We start from the raw sequence: 13,306 nt of genomic DNA, 5'->3' as shown, positions 1-13,306 counted from the left end.
CGGGGTTTTTCGTTTCGGCCTATCGAAATCGCTATGAGCACGCCCGTAACCCTTGCCATCGACACCGCCCGCGAGCGCCTGCAACTGGCGCTGGTTCTTTCGAACGGCGCCATCGAAACCGAAATTGTCGATATCGCCAAGGGCCATGCCGAAATCATCTTCGGCGCCATGGGCACGCTGCTCGATCGTTGCGGGCTGACCTATCAATCGCTCAATCGCATCGCCGTCACCACCGGCCCCGGATCGTTCACCGGCCTGCGCATCGGCCTTTCGACGGCACGCGGGCTTGGCCTGGCGCTCGATATTCCGGTCATCGGTATTCCCTCGCTTCTCGCGCTTTCGCTCTCGCGCCAGGGGCCAAGCGAGTTGATCGTCGATGCTAAGCGCGGCGAAGCCTACCGCCAGAGCTTTTCGGCCCCCGGAAAGCCCCGCAACAAGGCCGACCTCGTCGATCTCAAGCAGATCCTCCAGATTGCTTCGCGCACCACGCCCGACGATCCCATGATCGACATCGCCCTTATGGCGGCCTTTGCTTCACGGGCACGTCCCAAGGAGTTTCCGCCCGATCCCACCTATATCCGCGCCGCCGATGCCAAGCCCCAGCTCGGGTTCGGGGTGGCGCGCAAATGAACTTCTGGACGGCGCCCAACGGGCTGCACATCGCGCGCGGCGAAACCTGCGATGCCCCGGCGCTCGCCGGGCTGCACGCCCAGGGCTTTTACCGCGGCTGGCCGGTCTCCGATTTCGAAGCCTATCTCGCCGATCCCAAAACCACCCCCGCTTTTGTCGCAACCGACGCCAAACGCAATATTTCCGGCTTTGCCATGCTGCGCATCGCCGGCGATGAGGCCGAGTTGCTCACCATTGCCGTCGACCCCAAAAAGCGCGGCCGCGGGCTGGGCCGCGCGCTGCTCGGCGCGGCCATCGCCGATTTGACCATGAGCCCGGTCAAAACCCTGTTTCTCGAGGTCGATGAAACCAACGCGGCTGCCATCGCGCTTTACCGCCGTTTCGGCTTTGCCGATATTGGCACCAGAAAGGGCTATTATCCCCGCCCCGACGGCAGCGCGGCGACCGCCCTTGTCATGCGTGCCCCGATCGGCTAACCCGAACCGGACCTGAAATTGCGCGAGGTGACCATGGGGACCCAGCCTTTCACCGAAGCGACGCTTGAAGAGCAATGCGTGGCGCGCAACATGCGCATGACCGACCAGCGTCGGGTGATCGCCCGCGTGCTCGAGGCGGCCACCGACCATCCCGACGTCGAAGAGCTCTACCGCCGCGCCTCGGCCATCGATCCGCGCATCTCGCTCTCCACAGTCTATCGTACCGTCAACCTTTTTGAAGAAGCCGGGCTGGTCACCAAGCACGATTTCAAGGACGGCCGCGCCCGGTTCGAGCAGATCCCCGACGAACACCACGACCACCTCATCGATATCCGCTCGGGCAAGGTCATCGAATTCCGCAACGAAGAGATCGAGGCCATCCAGGAAGTGATCGCCAAAAAGCTCGGCTACAAGCTCGTCGATCATCGCCTCGAACTCTATGCCATTCCCTTGAAAGACAAGGACAGCTAGGCATTCTGGTGCCCCTTAATCCCCGCGGCCGCTTCCCCGGCGAAAGCCGGGGCCCAGCAGCCTTTCCCGGACACTGTCGCTTGAGGCAGATGCCCATAGACCCCGGCTTTCGCCGGGGAAGCGAGTGGGGCTTGTGGCGAGTTCTGCCAAAGCCTCGGATGATCCGGTCGCGACCATGACACTACGCCTCGCCTTCCTGGCGCTCGTCGTCCTGCCTTTCACGCTGGTCGGGCTGCCAATCCAGCTTGCTATCGTGAAGCTAAGGCTGCCGGTCTGGCAATTCCTCCCCGCCATCTTTTTCAGGCTGCTTGCCTTCGGCCTCGGCCTTCGCGTGTCGCTGGCCGGCAAACCTTTGGCAAAAGGTCCGGTGCTCATTGTCGCAAACCATATCGGCTGGCTCGATATCGTCGCCGTCGCCAGCAAGTTTCCCGTAAGCTTCGTCGCCAAATCGGAAGTCGCCTGCTGGCCGCTGATCGGCATTTTCGCCCGCGTTCACAGGACCATATTCGTCGACCGGACCCGGCGCACCGATACGCGCCGCACGGCCGGCGAAATGAGCGCCCGCATCGCCCAAGGAGTACCGGTACTGCTTTTCGCCGAAGGCACCTCGGGCATCGGCACCCACGTTCTGCCCTTCCGCACCGCGCTGATCGGCGCTGCCGCCACTGCCCTGACGAACGAGGTCACAATCCAGCCCCTCGCCATCGCCTATACCAAAATCTCGGGCCTGCCTCTGTCGCGGTCCGAGCGCCGCCAGATCGCCTGGATCGGCGATATGGGGATCGGCGACAATCTCGGCGCCATCCTCAGATCCGGCCCCAAGGATGTGGTTCTCGCCTGCGGCGCGCCCCTTGGTGCGACCAAAGACCGCAAACACAGCGCCAAACGGGCCGAAACCGAAGTCCGCGCCATGCTCAACGCCCTCAATCGCGCTGACCCTTTGCCAAACGACGGGGAAGTGGTGTAAACCGCGCCCATGAGCGACGATCAGCCAAATCTCCCCAATGCCAGGAAGGTCTTCATCAAGACCTATGGCTGCCAGATGAATGTCTATGACAGCGACCGGATGACCGACGCGCTGGCCCCGCACGGCTATACGCCGACAACGGAGATGGGCGAGGCCGATCTGGTGCTTTTGAACACCTGCCACATCCGCGAAAAGGCCGCCGAAAAGGTCTATTCCGAGCTTGGCCGCATTCGCGACTTCCGCAATGAGCGTGAACCCGGCGCCAAGAAAATGCTGATCGGGGTGGCCGGCTGCGTCGCCCAGGCCGAGGGCGAGGAGATCATGGCCCGCGCTCCGGCGGTCGATCTGGTCTTTGGCCCGCAATCCTATCACCGCCTGCCTGAATTGCTCTCCAAGGCCCAGACCGGCCGGGTCATCGACACCGATTTCCCTGAAGAAGACAAATTCGCCCACCTTCCGGCGGCAAAAAAGGAAGTCACCATCTCGCGTGGGCTCACGGCCTTCCTGACCGTTCAGGAAGGGTGCGATAAATTCTGCTCGTTCTGCGTGGTTCCCTATACGCGCGGCGCCGAGGTGTCCCGTCCCGTGGCCCAGGTTCTCGCCGAGGCGCGCGGTCTGGCCGATGCGGGGGTGCGCGAAATCACCCTCCTGGGCCAGAACGTCAACGCCTATCACGGGCTCGATGAGAATGGCCGCCCGGTCAGCCTGGGCGCGCTTTGCCACATGCTGGCCGAGATCGAAGGCATCGCCCGCATCCGCTACACAACCTCCCATCCGCGCGACATGGATGACGAATTGATCGCCGCCCATCGCGATCTGCCCCAGTTGATGCCTTATCTGCACCTTCCGGTGCAGTCCGGCTCGGATTCGATTCTCAAATCCATGAACCGCCGCCACACCGCTGCCGAGTATTACGAGATCATCGACCGTATCCGGGCCGCCCGCCCCGATATGGCGCTGTCGGGCGATTTCATCGTCGGCTTTCCCGGAGAGACCGACGCCGATTTCGCCGCCACCGTCGATATGGTCACAAAGATCGGCTACGCCTCGGCCTTTTCGTTCAAATATTCCACCCGCCCCGGAACGCCGGGCGCGCAAATGGACAATCAGATCGAAGAACACGTAAAGGCCGAACGCCTCGAAGTGCTGCAGGCCGAGATCACCCGCCAGTCGCAAAAGTTCAATGCCGGCTGTGTAGGCATGACCCTGCCGGTTCTGATCGAAAAGCCCGGCCGCAATCCCGGCCAGGTCGCCGGCCGCTCGCCCTATCTGCAGGCCGTCCATATCAGCGCCGACAAGAGCCTGATCGGCCAGATTTTGCCGGTCGAAATCATCGCCCAGGCAAAAAATTCGCTCGAAGGCACGATTGTCACAGCGGATCGAATCGCTGTCTGATAGCTTTACCACTTGTTAACAGTCGCAACGCTGCCCCGGAGCCCTCGCGTTTGACACGGAATTTGCGGTCGCAACCCGACCAGTCCGCCGCCGCCCATCTCGAACTGGCGTTCGAAGACAATCGGCTCGTCTCCCAATTGTACGGCGAATTCGACCAGAACCTGGCGCTGATCGAGCAGCGCCTGGGGGTCCAGGCCAATTCGCGCGGCAATCATGTCATGCTGCGCGGCGGCGCCAACGCCGTCGATCAGGCGCGCCGCGCGCTCGAATCGCTCTACGACATGCTTGAAGAGGGCAAGGTGGTGGGGCCCGCCGATGTCGATGGCGTCATCCGCATGGTCCAGTCCGAGGACAATCAGCTCTCCCTGCCCACGCTCGAAAAGCGCGGCAAGGTGCGCATGGCCCAGATCGCGACGCGCAAGGCCACCATCGTCGCCCGCAACCCGGCCCAGGACGGCTATATCCGCGCCATGGACCGCTTCGAGATGGTGTTCGGCGTCGGCCCTGCGGGCACCGGCAAGACCTATCTCGCCGTCGCCCACGCGGCGACCCTGCTCGAGCGCGGTGAAATCAATCGCATCATCCTCTCCCGCCCGGCTGTCGAAGCGGGCGAGCGTCTGGGCTTTCTGCCCGGCGATATGAAGGAAAAGGTCGATCCCTACCTTCGGCCCCTTTACGACGCCCTTTACGACATGATGCAGCCCGAAGTGGTCGAACGCTGCATTGCGTCGGGCGCCATCGAAGTGGCCCCGCTTGCCTTCATGCGCGGGCGCACGCTCGCCAATTCCGCCGTTATTCTCGACGAGGCCCAGAACACGACATCGATGCAGATGAAGATGTTTTTGACCCGGCTGGGCGAAAACTCGAAAATGATCATCACCGGCGATCCCACCCAGGTCGATCTGCCGCGCGGGGAAAAATCGGGGCTCGTCGAAGCCCTCCATCTTCTCTCCGATGTCGAAGGCATCCACACCACCCGCTTTACCGACAAGGACGTGGTGCGCCACGCGCTGGTGGCGCGGATCGTGCGGGCCTATGAAGGCGCGACGGGCAAGAACCCATCGGCTGAAGGAAAGCTCGACGTTTGAGCCTTTCCGTCGAGATCAACATCGAAAATGGCGATTGGCCGGAAACCCTTAAACCGCTGGCCGAACGGGCTTTGACGGTCGCGCTGGAAAATTCCGGCTTTGCCATCGATGGTCCCTGCGAAATCTCGGTGCTGCTGACCGACGATCTGTCCCAGCAGGCGCTCAATCGCGAGTGGCGCAGCAAGGACAAGCCGACCAATGTGCTGTCTTTTCCCGCGCTTGAGGACGACGATGCCATCGAAGGTCTTCTCGGTGACATATCGCTCGCCTATGAAACCCTGAAGGCCGAAGCGATCGAACTGGAAAAGCCTTTCGAGCACCATTTTGCCCATCTTCTGGTCCATGGAATGCTCCACGTTTTGGGCTATGACCACGAAACCGAAGACGAAGCCCTTGCCATGGAGGCAAGAGAAACCGATATTATGGGGCTGCTGGGGTATCCAGACCCCTATGATGGTCAGGTTCTTTTGAACGACTGATCTTTTGCGCAACAAGATACGGAGTGCCGACGGTCGGGCCGGAAAGACAAACGCCCACCGCACCCCAAATGACCGATAGCGATCAATCTAGCGCCGCGGCGCGCCGGCCGCATCGCCCCGAGGGCGACCAGACACATTCAACTTCGAGCGACAAGAAACCATCGCTATGGGCGCGGATTCGCGCCCGTCTGCCGGGTCGGCCCGCGTCCTTGCGCACCGATCTCAAGGAGGCGCTCGAGGGTCCGTTCCTGCCCACAGACACCACCTTTTCCGCGTCCGAGCGTGCCATTTTGCAAAATGTGCTCAAACTCGGCGAATTGCGCGTTGAAGACGTCATGGTGCCCCGCGCCGATATCGAGGCGGTCGAATCCGGCGTCAATGTCGGCTATGTCATCGACAGGTTCCGCCAGGTCGGCCATTCGCGCATGCCGGTCTATGAGGAAAGCCTCGACAATGTCGTTGGCATGATCCACATCAAGGATGTGCTTGAAAAAGTCACCGAACCGGCAAGATCGGCCGCGCCCACCGCCGGCAACGGGTCGAACGGGCACAACAATCAAAGCCCGGTCAAGTTCGTCACGCCCGTGCTCAAGCAGCGTATCGGCAAGCTCGATCTGGTCCGCAAGGTGCTGTTCGTGCCCCCTTCGATGCCGGTCACCGACCTTCTGGCCTCCATGCAGGCCACCCGCATGCATATGGCGGTGGTGATCGACGAATATGGCGGCACCGATGGTCTGGTGACCATCGAGGACCTGCTCGAAGCGGTTGTCGGCGATATCGAGGACGAACACGACGAAAACGAAGCCTCGATGCTGCGCACTGTCGATGACGACAGTTTCGTTGCCGATGCCCGCGTGGAACTGACCGATCTGATCGATGCGGTCGGGACCGATTTCGAGCCGGGCGAATATGCCGAGGAAGTCGATACGCTGGGCGGGTTGATCGTTGCCATGCTCGGCCGTGTGCCGGTGCGCGGCGAGGTCGTCTCAAAGCTCAAGGGCTTTGAATTCGAGATCACCCGCGCCGATGCCCGCCGGGTCAAACAGGTCCGCATCACCCGCCGCCGCCGCAAGCAGCGCCTGTTGATCGCCGGTCCCAAATCCGAGAACCCCACGCAGCCCGAACCCGAAAACCAGCAGGCGGCCGAGTAAGCGGGCCTTTTGCTTCCTCTCAAGCGCTGTCCCGGCGAAAGCCGGGATCCAGCCGCCTCGACATTGTCATGGAGTTATGGCGATGCCTATGGACCCGCGTCAGGCGTGGGCGCAGTGGGACACTGCATGGGTCTTAGAGCGCTTCCAGGATAAGTGGGCACCACTTATCCGGTTCGGAAGCGCGACAAAACAAGGACTTAGAGCAATTGAAGCGATTCGAAGAAGCGCTGAAATGCTCTAGAGCGTGTCCAGCAAAAGCATGTCCTCGACCCGATCGGGGATGGAAACGGTTTTGCGGTTCGGACGCGCGACAGAACAAAGACTGAGAGCAATTGAAGCGCTTCCGCGAAGCGCAGAAATGCTCTAGCAGGGTCCGCTCAGCGCGGAGCGCGCTTGGCGAGGATGCGCTGCAGCGTGCGCCGGTGCATGTTGAGCCGGCGCGCCGTTTCCGACACGTTGCGGTCGCACAATTCATAGACCCGCTGGATATGCTCCCAGCGCACGCGGTCGGCCGACATCGGGTTTTCGGGCGCCTCGGGCTTGATATCGTCCTCGCCGGCCAGCAGCGCCTTGACGATGTCGTCGGCATCGGCGGGCTTGGCCAGATAATCGACGGCGCCGAGTTTGACCGCGGTAACGGCGGTGGCAATATTGCCGTAGCCGGTCAGAACCACGGCTCGGGCGCCGGGACGATGCTCGTGCAGCGCCTGGACAACGGCCAGTCCGTTCCCATCCTCGAGCCGCAAATCGACAACGGCAAATGCCGGTGTGTTGGACTTGACCGCCGCCAGTCCGCCAGCAACGCTGTCGGCGATCGAAACGATAAAGCCGCGTTTGTCCATGGCTCTTTCGAGCCGGGTCAGGAAGGGTTTGTCGTCATCGACCAGCAGCAGCGTGCGGTCGCTATCGGGAAGCTCGGAAATATCTGTCATCGGCCTTTATCCTCTCGCAATCCGGTTATGGCCAATTGTGGCGAAAACGTCAAAACTTTCCGGCTCTTGGCGGCCGGCAGGGGCTATAGGTCGCGGGCGGCATTGCGCACCAGCGTATCCCTCGGCCAGCTGATTTCCACGCAGGCGTGTCCGTTGGGCCGGGCGTTGAAGAATCTGAGGGTGGCGCCGGTCCGCTCCAAAAGCGTCTTGGCAATGAACACGCCCAGGCCCAGCCCGCCCCCGCCATCGGGATGGCGCGGATCGAGCCGGTCTCTCGTCCTTGTTGTCAGATAGGGTTCGCCGAGCCGGCTTAAAAGGTCCGGCGGGAAACCGGGCCCGTCGTCCATTATGGCGATCATCACCCGTCGCCCGTCCCAGACGGCGCGGATCGTGACATTGATTTTGGAGAACTGCACGGCATTTTCGATGAGATTGCCCAGCCCATAGAGCAGCGCCACATTGCGCGCGATGACCGGCTCGTCCTGCTCGGCGCGGGTCTGCGCCAGATTGATCGATTTGCCCTCGACCAGCGCCGGCCCCTCATGGGCCTTGGCCAGTTCGGCAACGATGTCGGACAGCGTGGCGCTGTCGAAAAGGTCCGAGCCCGACGGCCGCAGGCTTCGCAATTTGCCCAGGATGGCCCGGCAGCGCGCCACCTGGTCCATGATCAGGTCGAGATCTTCCGCCAGTTCCCCCTCGCCATGGTCGCGGCGGATTTCCTTTGCCGCCAGCGCGATCGTGGCCAGCGGGGTCCCCAATTCATGCGCCGCCGCCGCCGCCAGCCCGTCGAGCGCCGAAAGCTGCTGCTGGCGCGACAACGCCAGTTCGGTGATGGTCAGTGCATCGACGAGCTGGCGCGCCTCGTGGGCCACCTTGTTGGTGTATCCCGCCACAAACCCCACGGCGCACAGGATAGCGATCCATACCCCGGTGAGATAGATGCGCGGCGGCTCGAAACGGACCCCCTCGATCCAGGGCAGCGGCATGTGAAACAGGGCCAGCGCACTGGCAATGGCGATGACCAGCGTGCCCACCCAGATCGTTTCGCGCGAGGCCAGTGTCGAAGCCGACACCGAGACCGGCGCCAGCAGCAATATGGCAAACGGGTTGCCCAGCCCACCCGTGAGATAGAGCAATCCCCCCAGCTGCAGGCTGTCATAGGCAAGCTGCAGGAATGCCAGCCGCGTCGAGGGCCGGTGCCCGGGTCCATAACGGATCAAAAGCCCCGCATTGACCAGAACCGAAAGCCCGATCAGCAACAGGCACGCCCCCAGGGGAACGTCATATCCCAGCCCGTAACGCACAAAGACCACCGTGATGAGCTGGCCCGAAATGGCCAGCCAGCGCAAAAGCACGAGCGTTTCAAGCCGCATGGGATTGGCGCTGCGTGCCGGAATCGGGGCGCTGGGCTCGGTGATTTCGCTCATCTTTTCACGCCTTGAGGGTGGACCATGGGCACTCTATAGCAGATTTCAAGACCGATAAATTTCTCCTCGGACCCTTGATGCGCGCCCCGGCGATCCCAAATTCTGTTGTGTTCGAGACTGGAGAGACCGCAACATGAACAGTGCAATTATCAAACCCGCATGGTCCCCGCTAACCATCGCTTTGATGGTTCTGGGCTTCATCATCTTCTGGCCGCTTGGCATGGCCGTCCTCGCCTATATCCTTTGGGGCGAATATATGGGCGGCAGCAGGGAAAAGGCAGACGCCTGGGTCACCCGGCAGAAGGCCCATTTCAAATCCCGCAATTGTGGCCCGCGCCACTATGGCGCCGCCTCCACGGGCAATGCCGCCTTCGACGAGTACCGCGAAGAACAGCTCAAGCGCCTCGACGAAGAACGTCGCAAGCTCGAGGAAGATCGTGCAGCTTTCGAGGAACACCTCGCCAATCTGCGCAAGGCGCGCGACCGCGAAGAGTTCGACCGCTTCATGCGCGATCGCAACGCCCCCCGCCACGACGACAACCGCAACGACGACAGCGGCGAGCGTCAGGGGTACTAAAGCGCTTCCGGCAAAAGTGGGCACCACTTTTGCTGTTCGGGGCCGCGCAAGCGAAACGCGACGAGCAAGGACCAAAATCAGCTCACCGGCCCACGGGCCGGTGATTTCCCCCAGAGTTTTCTTCGGCCGGTGGATTGTTCCCCCTCCCTTTGGTCCCCGGCCGCGCCTTGGGCCGCCTCCGCCCAAGGCACCCCTGCAACGCGCTTTCTAAAAGCGCGGCAACAAGAGAAGCGGCGCGTTCCTTTCCGGCGTGCCGCTTCTTTTTTGTTTTGTCCGCCCGGCCAGCCTGCATAATGGCCCCCGCGATTCCTTTTCCGGCACATGAGAGAATGGATGGGGCTGCCCCGCCTTTTTGCCCGCACCGCGATCCCTGAAACGACCGAGCTCGCCATGGCGAGCGGTCCGGTTACCGTTGCCGTTCGGGTCAATGCGCGGGCCCACTCCTATCGGCTCAGTGTTTCGGCGCGTGGCGAACCCGTGCTGACCGTGCCGCGCGGCGGGCGCTGGCCCGATGCGCAGGCGTTTCTCGAGCGCAACACCGGCTGGCTCTCCGCCCGGCTCAACCGCATCCAGAGCCCTTATGCGCTGGCCCCCGGTGCCATCATTCCCCTGCGCGGCGTCCCCCATCGCCTGGTCAGCCTCGACCGGCTGCGCGGTCTGGTGAGCCTCGTTGACCATGGCGACGAGCCCGAACTGCACGTGCCCGGCGGGCCCGATCACATGCGCCGCCGACTTGTCGACTGGCTCAAATCCGAAGCCCGTGCCGATCTCGAAATCGCCTGCGCCCGCCACGCGCAAAATCTTGGTGTGAAGGTCTCCGGCATCACGCTGCGCGACCAGTCGACCCGTTGGGGCTCGTGCTCGTCATCGGGCAGCCTCAATTTCAACTGGCGTCTGGTCCTCGCCCCGCCCGACGTGCTCGATTACGTCGCCGCCCATGAGGTGGCCCATATTCTCGAAATGAACCACCGGCCGGTGTTCTGGCGCACCGTCGCGAAGACCTTCCCCGACTACGAACGCCCCAAAGCCTGGCTCAAGGCCCATGGCGCGAGCCTGATGGCGCTGTAAAAAAAGCCCGGGTCGATTTGCCCGGGCTCTTCAAAACTTTCGGTGTCCGCCGGCCTTACCCGCCGAACAATCCGTTGAGCAGGCCGCCGATCCCGTCATTGGCCGGAACCGCGATGGGCTGCTGTTGTTGCGGCTGGATCTGCTGCTGGGGAACCGGCGCGGGCTGCTGGCCTGGCTGGCCCTGGATCTGGTCGATGGTGACCGGGGTTCCCGTCGCCGGCATGGTGTCCTGCATGGGCACCGCGACGCGGTCCTGGAGCTTGACGTAATTGCCGGGCAGCGCCGCCGTCTGCAGGCCCTCATGGGCCATGGTCATGATGTCGCGCCAGATCTGCGCAGGCACCTGTCCGCCGAACACCCGCGTGGGCGTATCGTCGTCATTGCCCAGCCACACGCCACCCACAAGGCTCGCGGTATAGCCCACAAACAGCGCGTCGCGATTGCGCTGCGAGGTGCCGGTCTTGCCCGCCATCGGCCAGTTGCCCAGTTGCGCGCGCGTGCCCGTTCCCGCCTGAACCCCGGTCTGGAGCATGTCGTTCATCATCCCCACCTGCTCGTCGGTCAGGATACGGCCCGGCCCGGCGGGTGTTTCCTCATAGAGCACCTCGCCCTCGGTCGTGGTGATCCGCGTGATCACGTTGGGCACCACGCCATACCCGCCATTGGCGAACGGGGTATAGGCGCTGGTCAATTCGAGCAGCGAGACTTCCTGGGTGCCCAGCGCGATGGCCGGCACGGCCTGGAAATTGGAGGAAAAGCCCATTCTGTAGGCCGTCTCGACAACATTTTCCGGGCCGATATCGATGGCCAGCCGCGCCGCGACGGTGTTGATGGAATAGGCCAGCGCGTCGCGCAGCAGCACGGGGCCGACATAGCGGTCGTTGGAGTTTTCCGGCGACCAGCCGTTATAATCGAGCGGCTCGTCCACCATCAGCGTGTCGGGCGTATAGCCCTGCTGCAGCGCTGCGAGATAGACGAAGGGCTTGAAGGCCGATCCCGGCTGACGCCGCGAGGTTACGGCGCGGTTGTAGGTCGATTGGCCGTAATCGACCCCGCCCACCAGCGCGCGGATCCGGCCCTCGGTATCCATGGCCACAAAGGCGGCCTGTGAGAAATTGAGCTCGGACCCCTGCGCGGCGACGGCTTCCTTGATCACGAATTCGGCCTGCTTTTGCAGGTCCCAGTCGAGCGTGGTCGAAACCACGACGTCCTCGTTCACCTCGCCCAGATAGTCGTTCATGAGTGTTTCCACCCAGTCGGCGACGTAATATTCGGTGCCCGCCACCCGTTCTGTGGTGATATTGGCGTCCATGTTGGCGGCCGCCGCTTCCGCCTGTTCGGTGGTGATGTAGCCCTCGCGCACCATATTGGCCAGCGCCAGCCTCTGGCGCTCGGCGGCGCGCTCGGGATGGATGCGTGGATTGTAATAGCTCGGCGCCGGCAGGATGCCCGCCAGCATGGCGGCCTGGCCCAGCGAGAGATTGCGCGCCGAAATGCCGAAATAGGTCTGGGCAGCCGCTTCGATCCCTGTCGAACCGGACCCGAAATGCACGCGGTTGAGATAGAGCTCCAGGATTTGGTCCTTGGAATAGTTCTGCTCCAGCCACACCGCCAGCAGCGCTTCCTGCACCTTGCGGCCAAGCGTCTGGTCGGGGGTCAAAAACAGGTTCTTGGCCACCTGCTGGGTAATGGTGGACGCCCCGCGGGTGATGCCACCCGCCCGGATCATTTCCAGCCCCACCGAGGCCAACCCGATCGGATCGACCCCGAAATGGTGGTAAAAACGCCGGTCTTCGCTCGCCACGACCGCCTGGCCCACAAAGGGCGGCAATTCGTGAATGCCCACAGCTTCGCCCCCGGTCTGCCCGCGATTGGTCAAGAGCTGCCCGTTTGACGCCAGCACCCTTATATTGGGCGGACGCTGGGGCACTTCCCAGGTCGAGGACGAGCCCAGGTCCTGCCCGTAATAGACGACGATACCGGCCACCGCGACCCCGCCCAAAAGCAGCATCGTGAAGCAGAAATAGGCCAGCCCGACGATGAATTTCATCCCGCCGGAGCGCTTTTTCTTCACCTTGCGGTTCTGCGGCCGGCGCGGCTTGCCGCCCCTGGGCGCATTCGAGCCTGATCCGGCCTGCGCGCGCTGGCCCTTGGGTTTGCGCTGCGCGCCGCCATCGACGCGATCATCGGGAGAGAGACGAAGATCCATCAAAGATCACTTTCGAGCCATCATGGAGAGAATAGGGGTCGATATTGTTGAACTCCAAGGGTGTGCATGCACACCCCGCACAACGCTAAGCCCACGTCGGGCGTTTCTTCGACGCATAACGCTATCGGCGCCAAATGTGGCCGGTTTATGGGACATTTTCCACTCTCGCAAGCGATTGTGTTCCCCGCGCAACAGTTTAGGCGCGATGGCAAACACCCGGCAAGCCACCAACCGCACCCATTTTCTCTCACCCCCGTCTATGGCCACCGGCAACACCCCCTTCTCCACGCCCCCACCGTCATCCCGGGCGAAGACCCGGGACCCAGTATACGCCGAGTTTGGGACGGTTCGAGCGGCCGGCGAGGAGTGTGTCTGGTTTGGGGTGGGAAGGGGACGGTCGGCTTTTGGCACGAACGATCAGAAGCGGACACGCTTA

13 protein-coding genes are annotated in these 13,306 nt (G+C 62.8%); 10 read left to right on the top strand and 3 right to left on the bottom strand.

Translation table 11 applies throughout. The features are described from left to right. The first annotated feature begins 33 nt into the window (after positions 1 to 33). From tsaB to ACP148_RS16420, 8 genes are all read left to right on the top strand, one after another. Positions 34 to 630 carry a tRNA (adenosine(37)-N6)-threonylcarbamoyltransferase complex dimerization subunit type 1 TsaB gene (gene tsaB, locus ACP148_RS16455; protein WP_421951917.1) on the top strand — a complete coding sequence of 199 codons (597 nt, stop codon included), beginning with the start codon at positions 34 to 36 and terminating at the stop codon, positions 628 to 630. Further along, positions 627 to 1,106, top strand: a complete 480-nt coding sequence (gene rimI, locus ACP148_RS16450; RefSeq protein WP_421951916.1) for a ribosomal protein S18-alanine N-acetyltransferase — start codon at positions 627 to 629, stop codon at positions 1,104 to 1,106. The genes tsaB and rimI overlap by 4 nt, the downstream gene beginning before the upstream one ends. A 33-nt stretch (positions 1,107 to 1,139) precedes the next feature. Then, complete coding sequence (locus ACP148_RS16445) at positions 1,140 to 1,577, top strand: Fur family transcriptional regulator (RefSeq protein WP_421951915.1); 438 nt, start codon at positions 1,140 to 1,142, stop codon at positions 1,575 to 1,577. Between the two features lie 175 nt (positions 1,578 to 1,752). Further along, positions 1,753 to 2,544, top strand: coding sequence for a lysophospholipid acyltransferase family protein (locus tag ACP148_RS16440; RefSeq protein WP_425033579.1), 792 nt, complete (start codon positions 1,753 to 1,755; stop codon positions 2,542 to 2,544). Between the two features lie 9 nt (positions 2,545 to 2,553). Next, positions 2,554 to 3,939, top strand: coding sequence for a tRNA (N6-isopentenyl adenosine(37)-C2)-methylthiotransferase MiaB (gene miaB / locus ACP148_RS16435; RefSeq protein WP_421951913.1), 1,386 nt, complete (start codon positions 2,554 to 2,556; stop codon positions 3,937 to 3,939). Positions 3,940 to 3,989: 50 nt separating this feature from the next. Then, positions 3,990 to 5,027: a PhoH family protein gene (locus tag ACP148_RS16430; RefSeq protein WP_421951912.1), complete on the top strand. Its 1,038-nt coding sequence runs from the start codon at positions 3,990 to 3,992 to the stop codon at positions 5,025 to 5,027. Continuing rightward, positions 5,024 to 5,506: an rRNA maturation RNase YbeY gene (ybeY, locus tag ACP148_RS16425; RefSeq protein ID WP_421951911.1), complete on the top strand. Its 483-nt coding sequence runs from the start codon at positions 5,024 to 5,026 to the stop codon at positions 5,504 to 5,506. The genes ACP148_RS16430 and ybeY overlap by 4 nt, the downstream gene beginning before the upstream one ends. A 68-nt stretch (positions 5,507 to 5,574) precedes the next feature. Next, entirely contained in the window at positions 5,575 to 6,657 is a 1,083-nt protein-coding gene (locus ACP148_RS16420) for a hemolysin family protein (RefSeq protein WP_421951910.1), read from the top strand. Positions 6,658 to 7,034: 377 nt separating this feature from the next. Here ACP148_RS16420 and ACP148_RS16415 read toward each other — a convergent pair whose 3' ends face one another. After that, positions 7,035 to 7,589: an ActR/PrrA/RegA family redox response regulator transcription factor gene (locus tag ACP148_RS16415; RefSeq protein ID WP_421951909.1), complete on the bottom strand. Its 555-nt coding sequence runs from the start codon at positions 7,587 to 7,589 to the stop codon at positions 7,035 to 7,037. Between the two features lie 83 nt (positions 7,590 to 7,672). Then, positions 7,673 to 9,016, bottom strand: coding sequence for an ActS/PrrB/RegB family redox-sensitive histidine kinase (locus ACP148_RS16410; RefSeq protein WP_421951908.1), 1,344 nt, complete (start codon positions 9,014 to 9,016; stop codon positions 7,673 to 7,675). Between the two features lie 133 nt (positions 9,017 to 9,149). Here ACP148_RS16410 and ACP148_RS16405 point away from each other — a divergent pair, with 133 nt between their 5' ends. Both ACP148_RS16405 and ACP148_RS16400 read left to right on the top strand, forming a co-directional pair. After that, the gene (locus tag ACP148_RS16405) at positions 9,150 to 9,593 is read left to right on the top strand and encodes a DUF2852 domain-containing protein (protein WP_421951907.1); all 444 of its coding nucleotides are present in this window, start codon (positions 9,150 to 9,152) and stop codon (positions 9,591 to 9,593) included. Positions 9,594 to 9,926: 333 nt separating this feature from the next. Further along, entirely contained in the window at positions 9,927 to 10,661 is a 735-nt protein-coding gene (locus ACP148_RS16400; protein WP_421951906.1) for a M48 family metallopeptidase, read from the top strand. Between the two features lie 55 nt (positions 10,662 to 10,716). Here ACP148_RS16400 and ACP148_RS16395 read toward each other — a convergent pair whose 3' ends face one another. Then, complete coding sequence (locus ACP148_RS16395) at positions 10,717 to 12,870, bottom strand: transglycosylase domain-containing protein (protein WP_421951905.1); 2,154 nt, start codon at positions 12,868 to 12,870, stop codon at positions 10,717 to 10,719. Positions 12,871 to 13,306 lie beyond the last annotated feature (436 nt).

This window comes from Pelagibacterium sp. (assembly GCF_965249125.1).
Lineage (GTDB): Bacteria > Pseudomonadota > Alphaproteobacteria > Rhizobiales > Devosiaceae > Pelagibacterium.
This window is presented reverse-complemented; position numbering and strand designations above follow the sequence as displayed.